Origin of the sequence: Streptomyces sp. ME19-01-6, assembly GCF_033793745.1 — a bacterium.
Lineage (GTDB): Bacteria > Actinomycetota > Actinomycetes > Streptomycetales > Streptomycetaceae > Streptomyces.
This window is the reverse complement of sequence record NZ_JARAXF010000021.1, coordinates 152065-173876: the sequence shown is the minus strand read 5'-3', so window position 1 is coordinate 173876 and position 21812 is coordinate 152065. Positions and strand designations below refer to the sequence as shown.

Sequence of the window (21812 nt, the reverse complement as noted above, 5' to 3'; positions counted from 1 at the left end):
CTGGCGTTGACTTTTAGCACGCTGTTGAGTTCTCAAGGAACGGACGCTTCCTTTGAAACCGTTTCACCGGTCTCTCCGGGCGCTTCCCTTCGGTGTTTCCAACCTTACCAGATCCGTTTTCCGGTCCGTTCCCGGTCCGAATTTCCATTTCTGGTGGCCGATTGGAGTGGCCTTTGCCTTTCGGCTGTTTCGACTTTAGCAGACTCACATCGGCCGACCTAATCGGCTTCGCGATTCCCGCGGGATCGAAGGTGCCTCGCTCGCTCGAATCGGAATTCGGAGCCGAGGCGATCTTGGTACTAACGGTCGCCCGCGAGCAAACCCTGCTCGCCGCAACCGTTAAAACCTACCTCCCCCAACAACCCCCGTCAAGGGGCCTGGGCGAGATGAGCACAGTAGCAGGTCAGAGAGGGTCCGTGCACAGCGCGCCACGCGTGGTGGGCGGAGCGTCGACCCGGTGTCTTGACGTCTGCGCGACGTCTCGACCATCCATATGAAGCAACTGAAGCAACCAGCGACTGTCCTTTGTAACTCCGCAGGAGCCGGAGGTCAAGCGTCCGGTTCGGGGCGGGGTTCGGAGAAGGAGGACGGCGGGCTCTCAAGGTCTTCGAGCTCGATGCCCGGCGCCGCCAGCACCACGTCACCCGCGATGTGGACCGAGTGCCGCTCGCCCGTGTCGAGGGCGGTGACCTGGTACTCGTCCACGGTCAGCGGGCCGGTGTCGGTCGGATGTGCCGCCCTGTCCAACAGGGCCCAGGACTGGTCGAGAGTGCGGGGCGCGAGGACGGGGGCGGTGAAGGCGATGAGGCGCACGCGGGTGGCGGGGGCGCCCGGGGCGAGGCGCAGCAGGCGGGCCGTGGCGATCAGGAAGGCCGGCGAGGCGCCGGTGAAGGCATGGGCGGCGACATTGCCCTCGGTCGCGTGCTCTCCGGCCGGGTCGGTACGGACCCAGGTGACGCCGTCCAGCGCCGCGCCGCGGACCCGCCAGCTCGCGGCGTTCAGCTCCAGGCGGAGGGGGCGGCCGAGCTCGTCGAGGGTGAGGTCCACGGAGCCGCTGTGATCGCCGGAGGGAGAGGTGAGCTGTGAGACGTAGCGCCAGCCGGACGGGCCGGTCGCGCAGTGGAAGTGCTCCTCACCGAGCGGGGTGTGATCGTGCGGGTCGTGGAGGGAGTAGCGGCCGCGGGGCATGGTCTTGGTCCTTGACGTGCGAGGGCCCGCCCGGCCGAACCGGCCTGGCGGGCCCTGGACCCCCGCCGAGGCGGGGGCCGGCTACCGGCTGCTGGTGCGATCAGTACGTGATCGGCAGGTGATCAGTAGCGGTAGTGGTCGGGCTTGTACGGACCCTCGACCGGGACGCCGATGTAGGCGGCCTGCTCCGGGCGGAGCGTGGTCAGCTTGACGCCGAGGGCGTCCAGGTGGAGTCGGGCGACCTTCTCGTCCAGGTGCTTGGGCAGCACATAGACGTCGGTCGGGTAGGACTCCGGCTTGGTGAAGAGCTCGATCTGGGCGATGGTCTGGTTCGCGAAGGAGTTGGACATCACGAACGACGGGTGACCGGTCGCGTTGCCCAGGTTCAGCAGACGGCCCTCGGACAGGACGATGATCGCCTTGCCGTCGGAGAACGTCCAGGTGTGGACCTGCGGCTTGACCTCGTCCCTGACGACGCCGGGGATCGCGGCGAGACCGGCCATGTCGATCTCGTTGTCGAAGTGGCCGATGTTCCCGACGATCGCCTGGTGCTTCATCTTGGCCATGTCGGAGGCCATGATGATGTCCTTGTTGCCGGTCGTGGTGATGAAGATGTCCGCGGTCTCCACCACGTCGTCCAGGGTGGCGACCTGGTAGCCGTCCATCGCCGCCTGGAGTGCGCAGATGGGGTCGATCTCGGTGATGATGACCCGGGCGCCCTGGCCGCGCAGCGACTCGGCGCAGCCCTTGCCCACGTCGCCGTAGCCGCAGATGACCGCGACCTTGCCGCCGATCAGCACGTCGGTGGCGCGGTTGATGCCGTCGACCAGGGAGTGGCGGCAGCCGTACTTGTTGTCGAACTTCGACTTGGTGACGGCGTCGTTCACGTTGATCGCCGGGAAGAGCAGCGTCCCGTCCCGGTGCATCTCGTACAGGCGGTGGACGCCCGTGGTGGTCTCCTCGGTCACGCCGCGGATCTCCGAGGCGAGCTGCGTCCACTTCTGCGGGCTCTCCGCGAGGGTGCGGTTCAGCAGCTCCAGGATGACCCGGTGCTCCTCGTTCTCCGCGGTGGAGACGTCCGGGGCGGCGCCGGCCTTCTCGTACTCGACGCCCTTGTGGACCAGGAGGGTGGCGTCGCCGCCGTCGTCCAGGATCATGTTCGGGCCGCCGGTGGGGGTGCCCGGCCAGGTCAGCGCCTGCTCCGTGCACCACCAGTACTCCTCCAGGGTCTCGCCCTTCCAGGCGAAGACCGGGATGCCCTGCGGGTCCTCGGGGGTGCCGTTCGGGCCGACGGCGATTGCGGCCGCCGCGTGGTCCTGGGTGGAGAAGATGTTGCAGGACGCCCAGCGGACCTGCGCGCCGAGCGCGGCCAGGGTCTCGATCAGGACCGCGGTCTGCACCGTCATGTGCAGCGAGCCGGTGATCCGGGCGCCTGCGAGCGGCTGGCTCGCGGCGTACTCCTTGCGGATCGCCATCAGGCCGGGCATCTCGTGCTCGGCGAGGGTGATCTCCTTGCGGCCGAAGGCGGCCAGGGACAGGTCTGCGACCTTGAAGTCCTGACCGGAGACGGCGTTCGTCATGTGCTGCTCCTCATCGATCGGTGTCGAGCGAGAGTGGTTTCGGCTGGGCATGCGGCAGCGATCCCCCGGCACCGTGGAAACACGGGCGCGGGCCGGACACATGGGTCCCCTGCTCGCAGTGCGCAGTCCGTCGGAGGCCCTCTCTCCCTCGGCCGGTCCGCGGAACGGACCGCCCGACCGCCATCAGCAGCGACGTCTGGCTCGGTCACGAATCTACACCGATCGGCGCAGCGAGCCCCAGTCCATGGCAGCTTTCTTCAACCTGTGGACGCTTTCTTCGGCCGGTTCTCGGTCGCGATCACGGAGGCCGGGGTTCCGATGGATTGCCGATCCGGGTTTTGATCCGGTCGCGACCTCTTGCAGGATGCGTTCGGCGCGGGGACCCTTGCACCTTCCCGCGCTCGCTCAACGCGTTGTCAAAGGAGAACCACGTGACCAGTCCAGCCGATCCCCCCAACGGCGCGGGGGCCAGCGGACCAGGGCTCAACCTGCTCGCCGTGACCGCCTGCCCGACCGGTATCGCGCACACCTATATGGCCGCCGAAAAGCTGGCCCAGGCCGCGGAGTCGCTCGGGCACGCCATGAAGGTGGAGACACAAGGCTCGATCGGGGCCGAGAACATACTCTCTGACAACGATGTCAGAGACGCGGACGGCATCATCATCGCCGCGGACAAGGACGTCGACCGCAGCCGGTTCGTCGGCAAGAAAGTGCTCGTCGTCGGCGTCGCGGAGGGCATTCACCACCCCGAGAGGCTGATCGAGCAGGTCCGCAGCGCGCCGGTGTACGACGGGGATGGCCAGGGCGGCTCCGGGGCGGGCGCGGGCTCGGGCACGGGCAGCGGTGGCGCGGGGGGCTCCGCCGGCGGCAAGGGGCGCAGCGTCACGTACAAGGCCCTGATGAACGGCGTCTCGTACATGATCCCGTTCGTCGTGGTCGGCGGGCTGCTGATCGCCGTCTCGCTCGCGCTGGGCGGCGACACGACGTCCAAGGGGATCGTCATCCCCGACGACTCCTTCTGGAAGTCCGTCAACGACATCGGCGTGATCGGCTTCCAGCTGATGATCCCGGTGCTCTCCGGCTATATCGCCTATGCGATCGCCGACCGGCCGGCGCTGGTGCCCGGCATGGTCGGCGGCTGGATCGCGGCGCACGGCGAGCTGTACGACAGCGAGGCGGGCGCCGGGTTCATCGGCGCGATCGTCACCGGCTTCCTGGCCGGGTATCTGGTGCGCTGGATCAAGATGGTCAAGGTCCCCAAGTTCGTCCAGCCGATCATGCCGATCATCGTGATTCCGATCGTGGCGACCTCGGCGCTCGGCCTGTTCTTCATCTATGTGCTCGGCGAGCCGATCTCCTGGGTCTTCGAGCACCTCACCGACTGGCTCGGCGGGCTGACCGGAACCAGCGCGGCACTGCTGGGCATCATCCTCGGCCTGATGATCGCGTTCGACATGGGCGGTCCGGTCAATAAGACCGCCTTCCTCTTCGGCGCCGGGCTGGTCTCCAAGAACCCCGAGGTCATGGGGGCGTGCGCGGCGGCCATCCCGGTCCCGCCGCTGGGGCAGGGGCTGGCCACGCTGATCCGCCGGCGGATGTTCGACGACCAGGAGCGGGAGACCGGCCTGGCCGCGCTGTTCATGGGCTTCTTCGGGATCACCGAGGGCGCCATCCCGTTCGCCGCCGCGCGCCCGGCCCGGGTCATCCCCGCGAACATGCTCGGCGGCGCGGTCGCCGGTGCGGTGGCGGGGCTGGCGTCGGTCGAGGACCACGTGCCGCACGGCGGTCCGATCGTGGCGCTGCTCGGTGCGGTCGACGGGGTGCCGATGTTCTTCGTCGCCGTCGTGATCGGTACGGCGGCCACGGCGCTCACGACCCTCGCGCTGATGTCGCTCGGCAGGGGTGCGGCCCAGGGTGGCGACGACGTTTCCCGGCCGGGCGCGGCCGGCGGCGCCGGCGCTCCGGCGTCGGCGCCCGAGCCGGCCCTGGTGGGGGCCGCGGCGGAGGCGGCGGCTGCGGGGATGGCTGCGGCTGCTCCTGCGGCTGCGGCTGCGGCTGCGTCCGAGGCTGATCAGGTGCTGTCCGGGTATCTGACCGGGCAGACCGTACGGGAGCGGCTGGCAGCGGACGGCAAGGAGGCCGCCATACGCGAGATGGCCGAGCTGCTCGCCACCTCCGGCAAGGTCGCCGACGTGGCGGAGCTGGTCCGGGCGGCGCTGGCCCGCGAGGAGCAGGGCACGACCGGCCTCGGCGAGGAGATCGCGATCCCGCATGCCAAGACGGAGGCGGTGACCGAGCCCGTCGTCGGCTTCGCGCGGTCGCCGGAGGGCATCGAGTGGGGTGCGCTGGACGGTACGAAGGCCAAGCTGGTGTTCATGATCGCGGTGCCGGAGGCGGCGGCGGGGGATGAGCACTTGCGGATCTTGGCGCTGCTCTCGCGAAAGCTGATGAGTGCGGAGTTCCGGGAGCGGTTGCTGGGGGCGGCGGACGAGGCGGCGATCCTGCGGGTGCTCGGCGAGATCGGGTAGCGGGGTGGGGGTGGAGTCCCCCCGGCCCGCCCCCTTCCCGACGGTTTCGATCTGCGGCTCCGCCCCAGGCCCCGCGGGGGCCCAGCTGCGCCGGGAGCCGCCAGGGCGCACGCCGGGCCGGGGGCCCTGGCCGCTGTTAGGCCGTGGTGGTGCGCAGGATGTCCGGCTCCAGGTAGATCACGCGGGCGATGGGGACCGCCTCGCGGATGCGGGCCTCCGCCGCGTCGATCGCGCGGGCGACCTCTGCCGCCGTGTCGTCGTGCTGGACCGCGACCTTGGCGGCGACCAGGAGCTCCTCCGGGCCCAGGTGGAGCGTGCGCATGTGGATCAGGCTGGTGACGGTCTCGCCGTCCACGAGGGCCTCGCGGATCTTGGCGACCTGGTCCGCGTCGGCGGCCTCGCCGAGCAGCAGGGACTTCGTCTCGGCCGCGAGCACGAGGGCGATCAGGACCAGCAGGGCGCCGATGCAGACCGTGCCGATGCCGTCCCATACGCCGTTGTGGGTGATCAGCGACAGGCCGACGCCGCCGAGCGCGAGGACCAGGCCGACCAGGGCGCCGAGGTCCTCGAGCAGGACGACGGGCAGCTCGGGGGCCTTGGCCCGGCGTACGAACTGCGCCCAGGTCAGCTTGCCGCGGACCTCGTTCGACTCCTTTATGGCCGTACGGAACGAGAAGCCCTCCGCGATGATCGCGAAGACCAGCACACCGACCGGCCAGTACCAGTGCTCCAGGTCGTGCGGGTGCTTGATCTTCTCGTAGCCCTCGTAGAGGGCGAAGACGCCGCCGATGCTGAACAGGACGATGGAGACCAGGAAGCCGTAGATGTAGCGCTCCCGGCCGTAGCCGAAGGGGTGCTCCGGGGTCGCCTCGCGCTTGGCCTTCTTGCCGCCGAGCAGCAGCAGGCCCTGGTTGCCGGAGTCGGCGATCGAGTGCACGCCCTCGGCGAGCATCGACGACGAGCCGCTGAACGCGAACGCCACGAACTTGGCTACGGCGATGGCCAGGTTGGCGCCCAGCGCGGCAACAATCGCCTTGGTTCCGCCCGATGCACTCATTTTGTGCCGAATGTCCCTTCCGTAGCACGGCAGCTTTGCCGTTGCTTTACTGCGTCACGGCGGGCCATTGTTGCAGCCCCGCCAAACGGCGGCGCGTCAGGCGGCGACTGTGGCCCGGAACACAGTGCCGGGCCCGGACAGCGCCACGGCCTCGCCCGCCGGCACGAAGGCCGACTCTCCCTGCTCCAGCCGCAGTTCGGCTGCCTCGCCACCGTCTCCGCCCTCCCCACGCAGCACCGCCGTGCCCGAGGCGCACAGCAGGATCTGGGGGGGACGCGAGGGCAGCGGGCGCGGGCCGGTGCCCTCGGCCAGGACGTAGCGCGAGAGCCGGAACTCGTCGATCGGGGTGGTGTACACCTCCTCGCCCGAGGAGTCGCCCGCCGCGGCAGCGGCTGATGTCACAGTGGGGCGGAGCACACCGGGGGCCTCGCTCTCGAAGCGGACGACGCGCAGCAGTTCGGGGACGTCGATGTGCTTGGGGGTCAGGCCGCACCGCAGCACATTGTCGGAGTTGGCCATGATCTCCACGCCGAGGCCGTCGAGATAGGCGTGTGGCACGCCCGCGCCGAGGTACAGCGCCTCGCCCGGCTGCAGCCGCACGTAGTTGAGCAGCATCGCGGCGATCACGCCGGGGTCGCCCGGGTAGTGCCGGGCGATGGAGGCGTACACGCGGTACGCGGGGGCGTGCGGGCCGCCCTGCGCGCCGAGCCGTTCGGCGGCGGTAGCGGCCTGGTGGACGGTGTCCGCCATCGCCTCGCGGTCGGCGGTCAGTACGGCGGTGAGCACCTCCCGCAGCGCATGCGACTCCGGGTGGGCGTGCAGGATGTCCACGTACGGCTTGAGCGAGTCCACCTCAAGGGCGGCCAGCAGCCCGGCGGCCTCGTCGGCGTCGCGGAAGCCGCACAGCCCGTCGAAGGGCGTGAGCGCGCATATGAGTTCGGGCTTGTGGTTGGCGTCCTTGTAGTTGCGGTGGGCGGCGTCGACCGGGACGCCGCGCGCCTCCTCGTCCGCGAAGCCCACCTCGGCCTGGGCCAAATCGGGGTGCACCTGCAGCGAGAGCGGCGAGGCGGCGGCGAGCAGCTTGAGCAGGAACGGCAGCCGCGGCCCGAAGCGGCCCACGGCGTCCGGGCCGAGCTCGCCCTCCGGGTCGGCGGCGATCACGTCGGAGAGGGCCACCGGGCCCTCGCCGCGGTCGACACGGGACGGCGCCCCGGGGTGCGCCCCCATCCACAGCTCGGCCTGCGGCTCGCCCGTCGGCTCCGTGCCCAGCAACTCGGCGATGGCGGTGGCGGAGCCCCAGGCGTAGGGGCGGACGGTGTTGACGAGGCGGTCCATGCGGTGCGGTTCCTGACTGTACGTGCGGGGGACGGCGCGGGCTGGGAGGTCATGACCACGGAGGACACTGAGGACTTCCGAGGCGGGGCCCTACGGGGACGGCGGGGCCCTCCGGGGACTACGGGCGGGATTGCTCCGTCATGATCTCTCCGTCGAGGCGAGCGCCAGGTAAACGGCGGTGAAATCCGTGATGGCGAGGAGCTCCGCCGCGTTCTCCAGCACACCGCCCCCACCCGGTTCGAGCTCGCTGAGCGCCGTGTCGTGGGCGAGCGCGAGCTCCCTCGCGGTCGGCACGGCCGAGAGCGCGCCCCCCTGTTCGTCGTACAAGAGCACAACCCGGGCCCGCAGCGCCTCGGCCTCCTCCACCCGGTCGCGGAAGAAGTCGTCGGGGTCGGCGCCGCCCGCGAGCGACCCGGCCAGCAGCGTGCCGTGGGCGGCGAGCGCCCCGGGCAGCTCGGCGACGAGCGCGGGACGCCCGGCGAGCAGCGCGAGCAGGCTCGCGAAGCGCCGCCCGGCGGCCCCCGCGACCGGCCCCTCGGTCCACAGCAGCGGCAGCGAGCCGGCGAGCTCGGCGGCGAGGGCCTTGGCGGGGTTGGTGTACGTGGCGATGGCCGGGCCGCAGCGCTCGGCGACCTGGTCCAGCCGGTCGGCCACCTGCTGCAGCACGCTGGGCGGGGCGGCCACCAGGCCGATGCGGTCGACGAGGACCAGCAGCGGGGTGAGCAGCCCCCACAGGGTGCCCGGCAGGGCGGGCCCCGTCACCTCGTCCGGCGCCGTGCCCGTCGGTTCGGTGTGCTGCCCTTCGGCCGGCGGGGACCCGGCGGGAGCGGGCGGCGCCGTGTCGTACGGCGCCGTGTCGTTGTGCGGGGTGGTGGCCAGCGGGACCGTCAGCCCCCGCGCCTGCTCCACGGCGGCGGCCAGCGGGGAGTGCGCGGGCGCGACCGCCACGATCGAGCAGCCCCGCCGGTACGCCTGCTCGACCAGCGGCGGCAGCCCCGGCTCCGCGCCGTCCGGCGTGACGAGCAGCAGCAGGTCGAGCGGGCCCGCCCAGCCGGGCAGCATCCAGCGCAGCGCGCCCGGGGCGGGCGCCACGCCCGTCGGCGCGATCAGCCTGACCGGGCAGTTGTTCTCGCTGAGGGCGCCGAGGAGATCGGCGGTGCAGCTCCCCGCCGCGCCCGGGCCCGCGACCAGGACGGCGCGCGGCCGACCGTCCGGCTTGAGGTCGATGACCCCCGCCTCGGCGGCGTGCCGGGCCGCGGTGCGCACCCGGGCGCCGGATTCCGCGGCCCCACGCAGCAGCCCGCGGGTGTCCGCGCGGGCGAGGGCTTCGGGGGCGTCGAGGAGGGATTCGTCGAGCATGGTGCTTCGGTCTCCGATCGCCGTGGGCGGGGCGGTGCGGGAACTGCGCGGACGCCGTCAGACCGGGCGGCGCGCCTCGTCGACGAGTAGCACCGGGATGTCGTCCCGGACCGGGTAGGCGAGGCCACACCCCTCGCCCGTGCACACCAGCTCGGGCGTCTCCGGCCCCTGTTCCTCGCGCAGCGGTGCGTGGCACGCCGGGCAGGCGAGGATGTCCAGCAGACCGGCTTCGAGCGGCATGGGGCGTCGTCCCTTCGGTTTGAGTCAGCGCAGTCAGCGTACCGCCGGGGAGGGGGCAGGGCTCCCCCTCCCCTATTTCCAAGGGCTCGGCTCGCCCCCAGGCGAACGAGCCTCAAAAAGAACCCCTCAGGCGCGGACGATCGCCAGGACCTCGTCGCGGACGCGGGCGACGGTTTCCTGGTCGCGCGCCTCCACGTTGAGGCGCAGCAGCGGCTCGGTGTTGGAGGGGCGGAGGTTGAACCACCAGTCGGCGGCCGTCACCGTCAGCCCGTCCAGCTCGTCCAGCTCGACGTCGTCGCGCGGCTCGTAGGCGGCCTTGACCGCGGCCATGCGCCCGGCCTGGTCGTCCACGACGCTGTTGATCTCGCCGGAGGCGGCGTACCGGTCGTACGCGGCGACCAGCTGCGACAGCGGGCGGTCCTGCTCGCCGAGCGCGGCCAGGACGTGCAGGGCGGCCAGCATGCCGGTGTCGGCGTTCCAGAAGTCGCGGAAGTAGTAGTGCGCGGAGTGCTCGCCGCCGAAGATCGCGCCGGTGCGGGCCATCTCGGCCTTGATGAAGGAGTGCCCGACGCGGGTGCGGACCGGGGCGCCGCCGTGCTCCTTGACGACCTCGGGCACCGACCACGAGGTGATGAGGTTGTGGATGACCGTCCCGCCCGGGTGCTTGGCCAGCTCGCGGCCGGCGACCAGGGCGGTGATCGCGGACGGGGAGACCGGCTCGCCGCGCTCGTCGACGACGAAGCAGCGGTCGGCGTCGCCGTCGAAGGCCAGGCCGAGGTCGGCGCCGGTCTCGCGGACGCGCGCCTGCAGGTCGACGATGTTCTTGGGGTCGAGCGGGTTGGCCTCGTGGTTGGGGAAGGTGCCGTCCAGCTCGAAGTACATCGGGTCCAGCTCGACGGGGAGCCCGTCGAAGACGGTGGGGACGGTGTGGCCGCCCATGCCGTTGCCCGCGTCGACGACGACCTTGAGGGGGCGGATGCCGGTGAGGTCGACGAGCGTGCGCAGGTGGGCTGCGTAGTCGTCGAGTACGTCCCGCTGGGTGATCGTGCCGCGGGCGGCGACCGGGTCGGGCGCGCCGTGCGCGGACCACTCCTCGACCAGGGCGCGGATCTCGGCGAGCCCGCTGTCCTGGCCGATGGGGGCGGCGCCCGCGCGGCACATCTTGATGCCGTTGTACTGGGCGGGGTTGTGGCTGGCCGTGAACATCGCGCCGGGCAGGTCGAGGTGGCCGCTGGCGAAGTAGAGCTGATCGGTCGAACACAGTCCGATCTCGGTCACATCCGCGCCGAGCGCGGCGGCCCCGGTCGCGAACGCCCGCGACAGGCCGGGCGAGGAGGGGCGCATGTCATGGCCGACGACGATCGCACGCGCGCCGGTCACCCGGGCGAAGGCGGCGCCGAACAGCTCGGCGAGCGGCTCGTTCAACTGGTCCGGGACCACACCGCGCACGTCGTACGCCTTCACGATCTGCGACAAGTCGGTCACAGCAGTCCCTTCTGGAGGTGTCTACTTCTGGGTCTCTACGTTCTGGGGGCTCAGGGCCTCTTGGAGGCTTCTGGGGTTCAAAACCTACCCGTACGACCTGGAGGGCAACTGTGAAGCCCGTCGCGCGGCGCGCTCAGGGCTTCCGGCCGGCCGGAAGCGCACCGGACGTGCGGGGGAAAGACCTGTGCGGGGCAAAGACCTGCGGGGGAAAGCAGAAGCCGGACGGAGGCGGGAGGCTCAGGAGTCGGGCGAGCGCAGGACCCTCAGGTGGCCACGGCGGGAGACCTCTCTCGGGTCGCCTTCCCGGCCGCTCGACCCAGGGCCCGACGACCCGCCGGGCGCGCGCTCATGGGGGCGGGCCGCCTCGCGCACGGCGTTGGCGAGGGCCTCCAGGTCGTCGCCGCTGGGGCGGGGCGGGCCGGTGTCGACGGCGAGCCTGACGACCTCCCAGCCGCGCGGGGCGGTCAGCCGCTCGGAGTGTTCGGAGCACAGGTCGTAGCAGTGCGGCTCGGCATAGGTGGCGAGCGGTCCCAGGACCGCGGTCGAGTCCGCATAGACGTACGTCAGCGTCGCCACGGCTGGGCGGCCGCACGCGGTGCGCGAACAGCGACGTACAGGGCTCACGACGTTGGACGGTACCGCACTCTTGAGCGGGCCGCGACGACTCTCCACCAGCTCACTCCGCCGTGTCGTCACGGTTCGCCCCGTGCGTCCCGATCCGTGAACATCGGCGCTGACCAGCGTGGACTCCGACGGGGGAGGACGACCGGCAAAGACGAATCCGGTCACCGCTCGATCCGATATAGATCATCTTGCGTGAGAAAGCCGACCCAGGAGACGACTGTTTTTGGGCGGAAGCACGACCGGAATGTTCATTCGGCGACATGGGGGCGCCATGAGCGGCGGCATGAAAACGACCCCGGCGCGACGACGGCGCGATGGCGGCGTGGGCGACGGAGGCACTGTCCGGTAAGGGCGTACCCCAGGGCCGGTGAGGGCTACCCTCATGAGTGATGACCAGGTCCGTACCGCCTCACCAGTCCGAGCCGCGCCCGCGCCGCCGCGATCGGCACGGGCGTGGAATGCGCGGTCCGATCGCGCCGCCGCAGGTGCCGCTCTCGGTCAGCCGCGCGGACTCCTTCCTGGACCTCGTCCAGGAGTCCGCGGAGCGGCTGGAGAGACGCTGGCCGCAGCTCTCCGCCGTCGACTTCGCCGTGCTCGAGGTGCCGACCATGAGCGGGCACGGCGGCCCGGACGGCTGGGACGGCGAATCCGTGCCGCTCGGCCGGTTCATCGCCGCGCGCGGCGACAGCCCGGACCGCATCGTGATCTATCGCCGCCCCGTCGAGATCCGCGCCAAGACCCGGGACGAGCGCGCGCTGCTCGTCCACGAGGTCGTCGTCGAACAGGTCGCCGAGCTGCTCGGGCTCGCCCCGGAGCTGGTGGACCCGCGCTACGGGCAGGAGTAGCGGGGCCGGCGGGTCCGGCAGGGCTGGACGGCGCTCACTGCTTCCCGTCGTTGAGCAGGGACAGGTCCTGGCGCGCCGCCGGGACAGTGACCATGCCCCGGTCGTCGGGCAGCGACTGGATCGTGAACATCGGAATGCCGCCCTGGGGCAACGCCAGCATCCGGGACGCGTACACCGGCCCGCCCGAGATCCGCTCGACCGTCAGGGCGTACCCGCCCTTGCCCGAGGCCGGGTGCGGCGGCTCCACGGCCTGGGTCGTGCCGCCCTTGACGTCGTAGGTCTTGGTGACGGGGCTGCCGCCCCCGCTCCCGGCCGACGCGGTGACCCGCACCTTCGCCGACCCGCTCGGCGCCACCAGGGACAGCGTCGAGCCCTTGGCGCGGTTGTCGGCGGCGGTGGCGCTCCGCTCGATGCTCGTGGTGGCGGGGATGAAGGCCGTCTCCTGGCTGCTCCCCTTGCCGCGGGTCACCCGCAGCGCGGCCACGACCGGGGCGGCCCGGCCCTCCCCGGCGTCGGGGGTGAGCACGAGGGAGCCCGGCTCGCCCTTGGTGACGTCCCCGAAGTCGGCCCACGCCGTCATCCCGCTCTTGACGTGCAGCGACTCATGCCCGGCTGGGGTGATCGAACTGCTGCTCCCGGCCAGCCGCACCTTCAGGTCCGCGTCGTCCGAGCCGGGTGCGAAGACGACGAGGCGCGCCGAGGTCGCGTCCTTCGGGATGCCGGGCAGCACCAGGCTGGTCGACGGCTCGGCCGAGGCCGGGAGCCAGTCGCTGCCGAACGACTGGTCCACCGCCTGTACGGTCGCCCCGACCCGGCCGGAGCGCGCCGACACCCTGAGGGTCGCGTCGGCCGCCTGCACATCCGTCAGGGTGGAGAGCAGCACCGGGACGGTGGACCGCCCCGGGACCGTGATCGCGTCGTCGGTCGAGGGCTTGAGCCGGCCGTTCTCGCCGTAGAGCTTGAGGTCCACCTCGGCCGCGGTGTCGTCCGGGTTGGTCAGGTGCACATAGTCCTGCCGGTCCTTCGCGGTGCTGGCGCCGGGGAACCAGAAGTCCGTGTCGGGCGCGGTGCACGCCGTGCCAAGCATGCCGCGCCCGGTGCCCGCGTCCACGGTGGTGGTCTGCTGCACGGTCCAGCCGGGGGCGAGGGGGCCGTTGGCGGTGCCGATGAGCGCGGGGGCGTCCGAGCGGTCCGTCTCGGCGGTGACCGGCTTCCCCGGCTCCTTCAGGGGCACGACGGGCTTGCTCGCCGTGTCTTTCTGAGGTCCTTTCTGGTCTTTCTGATCCTTCTGGGTGTCCTCCTGGCCGGAGTCGTCCTGCGGATCCTGGGCGGGCAGCAGCCCGGCGGTCCCCTTCTTGGTGCCCTGCGTCCCCGCCCCCTTGGGGGTGAACGCGGTGTAGGTGGTGGTGCTCACGTCCGAGGAGGTGGGCGTCGGGCACAGGAGTGTGGAGCGCTCGACGGGCAGCCTCGTGGCCGCCTTGGCCGCCGGTGCCGTGTCGTCGGACGACCCCGCGGTCAGCGAGGCGACGCCGGTGATGGCGGCGAGCGCCGTGGCGGCGCCGATCAGGGACAGGGTGGTGCGGTTCATCGCTGCTGCTCGCTCCCGTCGCGGCGGTCCTCGGGTTCGGCGCCGCCGTACGTCGTGTCGCCCTGCGGGGGGTACGTGCCGCCGTCGGCGTGGGGCTGCTGCTGGTCGTAGGCGTACGGATCGGCGTACTGGCCGCTCGCGTACGGTTCCGCCGGGTACTGGCCCTGGCCCTGGGCGTACTGCCCCTGCGCGTACTGGTCCTGCTGCCCCTGCGCGTACTGGTCCTGGCCGTACTGGTCGCCCTGGTAGCCGGCGCCCGCGCCCTGGTACTCGCCGCCCTGGTACTCGCCGCCCTGATAGCCGGAGCCCTGGTAGCCGGCGCCGGCGTAGTCACCGCCGGGGTACTGGTCGCCCTGGTACTGGTCGCCCGCGTACTGGCCGTAGCCCGCGCCCGCGTACGGCTGGGCGTCCCACTCGCCGTACTGCTGCTGCGGCACCGCCGCGTACGGGTCGGCGGCGGCCTCCTGGTCCGCCTGCCCCGCGTACGGCCGCTCCCCCGCGTTCGCGCCCGGCGGCGGTAGCGGCGGCGGTGGCGGGACAGCGCCCGGGGCGTCGGCCGTCTGTTCGTCGGCCGGCTGCTGCGCGGCCTGGGCCGCCGCCTCCGCCTCCGCGGCGGCCCGCAGCCGCCGCGCCCGGCGCCCGTCGCCCGCCAGGTCCTCGGCCGCGACCGCCGCGGCCTCCGCCTCCGGCAGGTCGTCGTCGACCGTACGGCGGCGACCCGGCAGCGCGAGCACCACCAGGACCAGGGCGAGCAGCCCCTGGGCCCACACCCAGGCGGTGTGGGTGACGGGGGTGTCGTAGCTCAGGTCCAGCCGTCCGCCGTTCGCCGGGAGCTCGAAGCCCTGCGCCCAGCCGTCCACGGTCGTCGCCTTCAGCGGCTTGCCGTCGAGCGTGGCCTGCCAGCCGGGCGTCGCCTTGTCGGCGATCCTCAGCACCCGCCCCGCCTGACCGGCCGGGACGGTGGTGTGCGCCTCGACGGCGCCGGAGGGGACATGCACCGGGGCCGCCTGGGACCCGGCCGCCGAGCCGCCCTGACCTCCCGCTTCGTCCGACTCGCCCGCCCGGGCGCCGGGGACGATGGTGATCCGCGAGATCCGCTGGTCGACCCGCCACAGGGCGCTGCCGTCCTCCTGGCTGAGCCTGGTGAGCCCCGGCGTGGCGTCCAGCACCCGGCTCATCTGGCGCGGCGCGCTGTCGCGCACCAGTACGTACCGAATGGCGAAGCCGCCGAGCTGGCTGGTCTGGTCGGCGCCGGAGCCCGCGATCAGGTTGGCCACGACCTGGTCGAGCCGGCTGTCGCCGCCGGCCGCGCCGGCGAGCTCGGCGTCGCCGAGCCGGGCGCCGGAGCCGCGCACCAGGACGTAGTCGGCACGGGCGGTGTCGCCGTCGAGGACGAGGGTGCGCGCCTTGTCGCGGCTGTCACTCTCGACCGCCACGAAGGCCGGGACCTGGTCGGGGTCGCGCCGCCCGACCGGGCCGTCCGCGCCGCTCAGCATCCAGCCCGCGGCGGCCCACAAGGGGGCGGCGGCCGCGGCCGCCACGATCAGCAGCGCGAGCGGCTGGCGCCAGCCGAAGCTCTGCGCCGCGACACGCTCCCGTGCGCCCTCGGCGCCCACCACGCCGGCGCTCAGCAGCGCCAGCCCGTAGACGAGGGTCGCGGGCCCGGCCCAGCCGGAGCCGTTCGCGAGCGCCGCGAAGAGGAAGCCGGTGAGGGCCACGGCCCACGCCGTACGGGCCGCCAGCTGCCGCTCGCCGCGCATCAGGGCGCCGAGCGCCGCCAGCACGAAGCCGAGCAGCAGAAGCGTTCCGCCGGCCTTGGGGCCGCCGGGGCTCAGCGCGAGCAGGTTCAGGGCGGACGCGGAGCCGGTGGTGTAGTCGAGACCGGCCTCGTCCAGGAACCGGCCCGGGTCGGTCAGCAGATCGGCCGACCAGGGCGCGAGCACGGCGAGCGGGGTCAGAACGACGGCGAGGAAGCGCAGCCCGTACGCCGTCAGCTGCTCGGTGCGGCTCTCCGCGAACCGCACCGCCAGCACCCCGAGGCCCAGGATCACAGCGATCGGCCAGACGATCGGCGTGAACGCCATGGTGAAGCTCAGCAGCAGCGCGTACGCCCAGGTGGCGCGCCAGCTCGGCCGCTCGCCGCGGCGCGCCCGCTCGCCGAGCCCGAACCCGCTCGCCGCGACCGCGGCGCGGGCCATCAGCGGCAGCAGGACGGCGAGCACGGCGGTGCCGAGCCGCCCGCTCGCCAGCGCCCCGGTCGCGGCCGGCAGGAAGGCGTACGCGACGCTCCCCCAGGCGCGCAGCAGCCGGGACTCGACGAGCGGCCGGGAGGCGAAGTACGCGGTGAAGCCGGCCAGCGGCACCGAGCAGACCAGCAGCAGCGTGAGCGTGAAGCCGGTGCTGCCCAGGAAGAGCGTGGCGACCGAGGCGAGCACGGCCAGATACGGCGGCGCGCTCTGTGTCCCGCCGGTCCCCACCGGATGCCAGCCGTCGAGGTAGCGCGCCCACAGCTCGGAGACGCTGTCGGGCGCGGGCAGCAGTGCGCCGCCCGTCAGCGCCCCGCCGCCGAGCAGATCGCGGCAGGCGACGAGCGAGACGAGCAGCAGGACGACGAAGAGCATCGGCCCGGGCTTGCGCGCGATCCGCTTCAGCCGGGCGAACTGCTCGACCTCCAGGAAGTCGGCGTCGTCGTCGCCCGGCCCGGACTCCACGGCCCCGTGCCGCCCGCCGGAGGACAGCTCAGGCTCCGACCGGCCGCCGAGGTTGCTCGCGATCTGCTCGGCGGTGGCCCGCACCGTGGCGCCGGGCGGCGGGAACAGCGGCCGCAGCTCGGCCTTCTCGACCACGGGCCGCCCGCGCCGCTTGCGCGCGGCGAGGATCTTCTCGGGGCGCAGCAGCGTGCCGAAGAGCCCGGCGACCTCGTCCAGCGCCTGCCCGGGCACCTTGCCCACCAGATACGCCAGGGTGCGCAGCAGCGTGCCGAGCACCAGCCGCAGCATGACGTACGGAAGCGCCGCCCCGCGGCTGTTGACCAGCAGGGTGTAGGCCGCGCCGGCCTTGTCGACGCGGTGCGGGCCGGCGACGGAGCGGCCCACGCAGTCGATGGGGCGCCGCTCGCGGGCGGCGGCCTCGGCGTGACGCAGCGCGGCGTCCGGCGCGACCAGCACCTGGTGGCCGGCGGCCTGGGCGCGCCAGCACAGGTCCACGTCGTCGCGCATGAGGGGCAGCCGGGGGTCGAAGCCGCCGAGCTCCTCCCACACGTCGCGGCGCACCAGCATGCCGGCGCTGGAGACCGACAGCACCGGCCGCACCTGGTCGTGCTGGCCCTGGTCCTGCTCGCGCCGCTCCAGGCCGGTCCAGCGGCGGCCGCTGCGGGCGATGCTGACGCCGACTTCGAGCAGCTGCCTGCTGTCGTACCAGCTGCGCAGCTTGGGGCCGACGATCGCGGCGCGCGGGTGGTCGTCGGCGACCCGCAGCAGCTCGGCGAGGGCGTCCGGGGCGGGGGCGCAGTCGTCATGCAGCAGCCACAGCCACTGGACGGGCTCGCCGTGGGGCAGCTCCGGCATGTCGTACGCGTCGTCGCGCCAGGTGCGGTTGACGGGGTCCCAGCCGCTGGGGCGCTTGAGGTACGGCAGCTCGTCGGGGCCGAGCACTTCGGCGCCGCGGACCGCCTCGGCGACGGCGGTGCCGAAGCCGCTGCGGCGGGCGAGGTGGAGCACCCGGTCGGGGCCGAGGGCGTCGGCCAGCAGCTGCGCGGAGTCGTCGGCGCTGCCGGTGTCGGCGGCGACGACGCTCTGGACGGGCCGCTCCTGGCCGAGCAGCCCGGCCAGCGCGTCAGGCAGCCAGCGGGCGCCGTCGTGGGCGACGAGCACGGCGGTGACGACATGGCGGGGGAACGCCGGTGGCTCCGTGGGAGCAGGCGCGACCAGGTGGGCGGGGTCAAACGCGGCGTTGGCGGCCGGATATCGGGCCGCCTGGTGGCTGTGCACGGACATCGAGGTACGGGCCCCGGTTCGCTGGACTGCGGTGGACGCGCGCGCCCTTGGCGGCGCCCGCGCGTCTCGGACGGGGCCCCACACTAACGGCTGTGTACACAGCGGTCCGCCTCCCGGCGCCAAGGGGCGGGAGGCGGACCGTCGGTTCCAGGTCTGGTACGGCGTAAGGTCGGCCGGCGCCTCCAGACGGCGGCCTTCAGACCGCGGCCTTTTTCAGACGGCGGCGCTCCCGCTCGGACAGACCGCCCCAGATGCCGAAGCGTTCGTCGTTGGCGAGGGCGTACTCGAGGCATTCGGAGCGGACCTCGCAGGCGAGGCAGACCTTCTTCGCCTCACGGGTGGATCCGCCCTTTTCCGGGAAGAACGACTCGGGATCGGTCTGGGCGCACAGCGCGCGCTCCTGCCAACCGAGCTCCTCGTCCGCCTCTTCGACCAGCAGTTGCTGGAACAACTCGGTCATGTGCGCCCCTCGTCTGTCATTGCGTCCCCGTGCCTGCTGCCGGTGGTCCCGCGGCAAAACGACACGAGTGAAATTACAAGTGCGCCGATCCGGGCCAGTCAAGCCGAGATCTGCTATTGAGCCCCTTATTCACTCTGCGGAACCAAGGCGACGCAGAAAGTGTTCAAATCAGCCTAAAGCCGACACCTTCCCCGACCGTCACCTCTGTCCCTCCTCTTACTCACACAGGAGGACGTCATGAAGGCCGATCCCGTTGCACCCCATGGGCGTTCCGGGTGCTGCGCCATCTGACCGCTTCCCGGCCGGCGCAAACCTTTCTGCCGCCCACGCAACCGGATGGAGTGAAAGCCCGCTCACCATCCGGACGGTCAAGTTGACACAGGGGTCGGCGACCAGGTCTTCTTGTCCGCATGTCAGTGACCCCCGCGCCCCGGCCGACCCGTGACCACGGGTTCCGCTGCGCTGTGCAGGCTCGCTGTCGCTGTTCCAGCTGTTGATGCCTGTCGATAGCCCCTGAGCTCCAGCCATCTCGACAGCCGCCCTCGTGGCCGCCGCCCCTCGTGGCCGCCTCACGCAGCCGTCTTACGCAGCCGCGTAGCCGTCTTACGCAGCCGCCCCCGCGCCCGCCGAGCACCTTCCGCCGAGGAACCCCCCATATGAACAGCGACGTCCAGATCGCCGGTGATCCGCTCGCCATCCCGCATCTGCTGCCGCCCGCACCCGCACACCCCTCCACCGTCGCCGCCTTCGCCGGGCTGGCCCGCTCCATCGCGGCCGACCGCGACAGCTGGGCGCCCCTGCTCCAGTACGACGCCACCAGCCGCTGGTACCACCGGCTGCGCACCGGCCCCGGCTACGAGGTGTGGCTGCTCAGCTGGGTCCCCGGCCAGGGCAGCGGGGCCCATGACCACGGCACGTCCTCGGGCGTGCTGACCGTCCTCGAAGGCGAGCTGACCGAGCGGGTGGGACACGGCGGGCGGCACACCCTGACGGCGGGCGCGCAGCGCGTCTTCGCGCCGGGCTATGTCCACGACGTCGTCAATGACGCGCTCGAACCGGCCGTCAGCCTGCACATCTACTTCCCCGGGTTGACCGATATGCCGATGCACTCCTCGCAGGACGCGGTACGAGAGCTGTCGGAAGGCCGCGTTCCGGACGCCCCGGACACATTGGATGTCCTAGGCGGCTGACACTATGTCTGCATGCGCATTGTGGTATTGGCAGGCGGCATCGGCGGCGCCCGTTTTCTCCGCGGTCTGAAGTCGGCGGCGCCGGACGCCGACATCACCGTCATCGGAAACACCGGCGACGACATCCACCTCTTCGGCCTCAAGGTCTGCCCCGACCTCGACACGGTGATGTACACCCTCGGCGGGGGCATCCACGAGGACCAGGGCTGGGGCCGGGCGGAGGAGACCTTCGCCGTCAAGGAAGAACTGGCGGCGTACGGCGTCGGGCCCGAGTGGTTCGGCCTCGGCGACCGGGACTTCGCCACGCACATCGTCCGGACGCAGATGATCGGCGCGGGCTATCCGCTGAGCGCCGTCACCGAGGCCCTGTGCGCGCGCTGGCAGCCCGGCGTGCGGCTGCTGCCGATGACCGACGACCGCGTCGAGACTCACGTCCTGATCGACGACCCCGCCGCCCAGGCCGCCGAGGGCCGCCCCGGCCGCAAGGCCGTGCACTTCCAGGAGTACTGGGTGCGGCTGCGCGCCTCCGTACCCGCCCACGCCGTCATCCCCGTCGGCGCCGACCAGGCCAAGCCCGCGCCCGGGGTGCTGGAGGCCATCGCCGGGGCCGACGTCATCCTCTTCCCGCCCTCCAACCCCGTCGTCAGCGTCGGAGCCATCCTGGCCGTGCCCGGCGTCCGGGAGGCCATCGCCGACGCCGGGGTGCCCGTGGTGGGGCTGTCCCCCATCGTCGGCGACGCGCCCGTGCGCGGCATGGCCGACAAGGTGCTGGCCGCCGTGGGCGTGGAGTCCACCGCCGCGGCGGTCGCCCGCCACTACGGCTCCGGGCTGCTCGACGGCTGGCTCGTGGACACCGTGGACGCCGCCGCCGTGGACGAGGTCGAGGCGGCCGGGATCCGCTGCCGCGCCCTCCCGCTGATGATGACCGACGTCGAAGCCACGGCCCGGATGGCCGCGGAGGCCCTGGCGCTGGCCGAGGAGGTACGGGCATGACGCAGCCCCCCGCGTACCGGGTGTGGGCGCTCCCCGGCATCCCCGAGGTGCGCCCCGGCGACGACCTCGCCAAGCTCATCGCCGACGCCGCGACCGCCGAGGGCCTGCCGGGGCTCGCGGACGGCGATGTCCTGCTCGTCACCTCCAAGATCGTCAGCAAGGCGGAGGGGCGGGTCGTCCAGGCCGCGGACCGCGAGGCCGCCATAGACGCCGAGGCGGTCCGGGTCGTCGCCCGGCGCGGGCGCACCCGCATCGTGGAGACCCGGCACGGCCTGGTGATGGCCGCGGCCGGGGTCGACGCCTCCAACACCCCCGCCGGCACCGTGCTGTTGCTCCCCGAGGACCCCGACGCCTCCGCGCGGCGGATCCGGGCCGGGCTGCGGGACGCGCTCGGGGCCGAGGTGGGAGTGGTGGTCACCGACACCTTCGGGCGGCCGTGGCGCAGCGGGGTGACCGACGTCGCCATCGGGGCGGCGGGGGTGCGGGTGCTGGAGGACCTGCGCGGCGGCACCGACGCCCATGGCAACGCGCTGAGCGCCACCGTGGTCGCCACGGCCGACGAGCTGGCCGCGGCGGGCGACCTGGTCAAGGGGAAGGCGGGCGGGCTGCCGGTGGCGGTGGTGCGGGGCCTGCCGCATGCCGACCCCGCCGGCCCCGACCTGGGCGCCCGGCCGCTGATCCGCGGGGCCGCCGACGACATGTTCCGGCTCGGGACCTCCGAGGCGGTCCGGGAGGCCGTCACCCTGCGCCGTACGGTGCGGGAGTTCACCGCCGAGCCGGTGGACGGCGCCGCGGTGCGCCGGGCGGTGGCCGCCGCGATCACCGCACCGGCCCCGCACCACACCACGCCCTGGCGGTTCGTCCTCCTGGAGTCGGAGGAGTCGCGACTTGGGCTGCTCGACGCGATGCGCGACGCGTGGATCGCGGATCTGCGCGGCGACGGCTTCTCCGAGGAGAGCATCGCCAAGCGGGTGCGGCGCGGGGACGTGCTGCGCAAGGCGCCCTATCTGGTCGTGCCCTGCCTGGTCGCGGACGGCGCGCACACCTACCCGGACGCCCGGCGGAGCACGGCCGAGCGCGAGATGTTCGTGGTGGCGGCGGGCGCCGGGGTGCAGAACCTGCTGGTCGCGCTGGCGGGTGAGGGCCTGGGGTCGGCGTGGGTGTCGTCGACGATGTTCTGCCGTCCGGTGGTGCGTCAGGTGCTGGGGCTGCCCGAGGAGTGGGACCCGATGGGGGCGGTCGCGGTGGGCCGCGCGGCGGCGCCGCCCTCGGCCCGGCCGCCACGGGACGCCGACGCGTTCCTGGTGGTCCGCTAGAAAGCCCCATCCCTTAGGGGCCGTCCCCC

At 72.7% G+C, this 21812-nt stretch carries 16 protein-coding genes; 5 read left to right on the top strand and 11 right to left on the bottom strand.

The annotated features are described in order from the left end of the window. Window positions 1-549 precede the first annotated feature (549 nt). Complete coding sequence (locus tag PV419_RS35930; protein ID WP_319696144.1) at window positions 550-1188, bottom strand: hypothetical protein; 639 nt, start codon at window positions 1186-1188, stop codon at window positions 550-552. A gap of 122 nt (window positions 1189-1310) precedes the next feature. Beyond that, window positions 1311-2768, bottom strand: coding sequence for an adenosylhomocysteinase (ahcY, locus tag PV419_RS35925; protein WP_319696143.1), 1458 nt, complete (start codon window positions 2766-2768; stop codon window positions 1311-1313). A gap of 431 nt (window positions 2769-3199) precedes the next feature. Here ahcY and PV419_RS35920 point away from each other — a divergent pair, with 431 nt between their 5' ends. Continuing rightward, complete coding sequence (locus PV419_RS35920; protein ID WP_319696141.1) at window positions 3200-5296, top strand: fructose-specific PTS transporter subunit EIIC; 2097 nt, start codon at window positions 3200-3202, stop codon at window positions 5294-5296. A 136-nt stretch (window positions 5297-5432) separates the two neighbouring features. Here PV419_RS35920 and PV419_RS35915 read toward each other — a convergent pair whose 3' ends face one another. The 6 genes from PV419_RS35915 to PV419_RS35890 form a co-directional block, all read right to left on the bottom strand. After that, window positions 5433-6353: a cation diffusion facilitator family transporter gene (locus tag PV419_RS35915; RefSeq protein WP_319696139.1), complete on the bottom strand. Its 921-nt coding sequence runs from the start codon at window positions 6351-6353 to the stop codon at window positions 5433-5435. A gap of 96 nt (window positions 6354-6449) precedes the next feature. Then, on the bottom strand, window positions 6450-7688 hold the full coding sequence (manA, locus tag PV419_RS35910; RefSeq protein ID WP_319696138.1) for a mannose-6-phosphate isomerase, class I: 1239 nt from the start codon (window positions 7686-7688) through the stop codon (window positions 6450-6452). Window positions 7689-7826: 138 nt separating this feature from the next. Then, window positions 7827-9047 (bottom strand): SIS domain-containing protein, encoded by a 1221-nt coding sequence (locus PV419_RS35905; RefSeq protein ID WP_319696136.1) that lies wholly within the window; start codon window positions 9045-9047, stop codon window positions 7827-7829. A 57-nt stretch (window positions 9048-9104) separates the two neighbouring features. Further along, window positions 9105-9287: a Trm112 family protein gene (locus PV419_RS35900; protein WP_319696134.1), complete on the bottom strand. Its 183-nt coding sequence runs from the start codon at window positions 9285-9287 to the stop codon at window positions 9105-9107. 126 nt (window positions 9288-9413) lie between these two features. Continuing rightward, window positions 9414-10772, bottom strand: coding sequence for a phosphomannomutase/phosphoglucomutase (locus tag PV419_RS35895; protein WP_319696133.1), 1359 nt, complete (start codon window positions 10770-10772; stop codon window positions 9414-9416). Window positions 10773-11009: 237 nt separating this feature from the next. Then, window positions 11010-11444 (bottom strand): DUF3499 domain-containing protein, encoded by a 435-nt coding sequence (locus PV419_RS35890; RefSeq protein WP_319696132.1) that lies wholly within the window; start codon window positions 11442-11444, stop codon window positions 11010-11012. 341 nt (window positions 11445-11785) lie between these two features. Between PV419_RS35890 and PV419_RS35885 the strand changes: the two genes are divergently transcribed. Next, window positions 11786-12241 carry a metallopeptidase family protein gene (locus tag PV419_RS35885; RefSeq protein WP_319696130.1) on the top strand — a complete coding sequence of 152 codons (456 nt, stop codon included), beginning with the start codon at window positions 11786-11788 and terminating at the stop codon, window positions 12239-12241. 34 nt (window positions 12242-12275) lie between these two features. Here PV419_RS35885 and PV419_RS35880 read toward each other — a convergent pair whose 3' ends face one another. The 3 genes from PV419_RS35880 to PV419_RS35870 form a co-directional block, all read right to left on the bottom strand. Beyond that, window positions 12276-13829, bottom strand: a complete 1554-nt coding sequence (locus tag PV419_RS35880; RefSeq protein WP_319696128.1) for a DUF5719 family protein — start codon at window positions 13827-13829, stop codon at window positions 12276-12278. Then, a complete protein-coding gene (locus PV419_RS35875; protein ID WP_319696127.1) occupies window positions 13826-17824 on the bottom strand; it encodes a glycosyltransferase in 3999 nt (1332 codons plus the stop codon). The genes PV419_RS35880 and PV419_RS35875 overlap by 4 nt, the downstream gene beginning before the upstream one ends. A 196-nt stretch (window positions 17825-18020) precedes the next feature. Then, window positions 18021-18284, bottom strand: coding sequence for a WhiB family transcriptional regulator (locus PV419_RS35870; RefSeq protein WP_004952403.1), 264 nt, complete (start codon window positions 18282-18284; stop codon window positions 18021-18023). Window positions 18285-18940: 656 nt separating this feature from the next. On the opposite strand from PV419_RS35870, the gene PV419_RS35865 reads away from it, so the two are divergent. The 3 genes from PV419_RS35865 to PV419_RS35855 are packed head-to-tail and all read left to right on the top strand — an operon-like array spanning window position 18941 to window position 21783. After that, window positions 18941-19474, top strand: coding sequence for a cysteine dioxygenase family protein (locus tag PV419_RS35865; RefSeq protein ID WP_319696125.1), 534 nt, complete (start codon window positions 18941-18943; stop codon window positions 19472-19474). Window positions 19475-19486: 12 nt separating this feature from the next. Further along, window positions 19487-20467 carry a 2-phospho-L-lactate transferase gene (gene cofD / locus PV419_RS35860; RefSeq protein WP_319696124.1) on the top strand — a complete coding sequence of 327 codons (981 nt, stop codon included), beginning with the start codon at window positions 19487-19489 and terminating at the stop codon, window positions 20465-20467. Next, window positions 20464-21783 carry a coenzyme F420-0:L-glutamate ligase gene (locus PV419_RS35855; protein WP_319696122.1) on the top strand — a complete coding sequence of 440 codons (1320 nt, stop codon included), beginning with the start codon at window positions 20464-20466 and terminating at the stop codon, window positions 21781-21783. The genes cofD and PV419_RS35855 overlap by 4 nt, the downstream gene beginning before the upstream one ends. The last annotated feature ends 29 nt before the right edge of the window (window positions 21784-21812 follow it).

Coding starts and splice junctions, on each gene's coding strand:
- PV419_RS35865 (WP_319696125.1), top strand. CDS start 18,941: ATGAACAGCGACGTCCAGATCGCCGGTGATCCGCTCGCCATCCCGCAT.
- PV419_RS35915 (WP_319696139.1), bottom strand. CDS start 6,353: ATGAGTGCATCGGGCGGAACCAAGGCGATTGTTGCCGCGCTGGGCGCC.
- manA (WP_319696138.1), bottom strand. CDS start 7,688: ATGGACCGCCTCGTCAACACCGTCCGCCCCTACGCCTGGGGCTCCGCC.
- PV419_RS35900 (WP_319696134.1), bottom strand. CDS start 9,287: ATGCCGCTCGAAGCCGGTCTGCTGGACATCCTCGCCTGCCCGGCGTGC.
- PV419_RS35880 (WP_319696128.1), bottom strand. CDS start 13,829: ATGAACCGCACCACCCTGTCCCTGATCGGCGCCGCCACGGCGCTCGCC.
- PV419_RS35875 (WP_319696127.1), bottom strand. CDS start 17,824: ATGTCCGTGCACAGCCACCAGGCGGCCCGATATCCGGCCGCCAACGCC.
- PV419_RS35870 (WP_004952403.1), bottom strand. CDS start 18,284: ATGACCGAGTTGTTCCAGCAACTGCTGGTCGAAGAGGCGGACGAGGAG.
- PV419_RS35885 (WP_319696130.1), top strand. CDS start 11,786: ATGACCAGGTCCGTACCGCCTCACCAGTCCGAGCCGCGCCCGCGCCGC.
- PV419_RS35930 (WP_319696144.1), bottom strand. CDS start 1,188: ATGCCCCGCGGCCGCTACTCCCTCCACGACCCGCACGATCACACCCCG.
- ahcY (WP_319696143.1), bottom strand. CDS start 2,768: ATGACGAACGCCGTCTCCGGTCAGGACTTCAAGGTCGCAGACCTGTCC.
- PV419_RS35855 (WP_319696122.1), top strand. CDS start 20,464: ATGACGCAGCCCCCCGCGTACCGGGTGTGGGCGCTCCCCGGCATCCCC.
- cofD (WP_319696124.1), top strand. CDS start 19,487: ATGCGCATTGTGGTATTGGCAGGCGGCATCGGCGGCGCCCGTTTTCTC.
- PV419_RS35905 (WP_319696136.1), bottom strand. CDS start 9,047: ATGCTCGACGAATCCCTCCTCGACGCCCCCGAAGCCCTCGCCCGCGCG.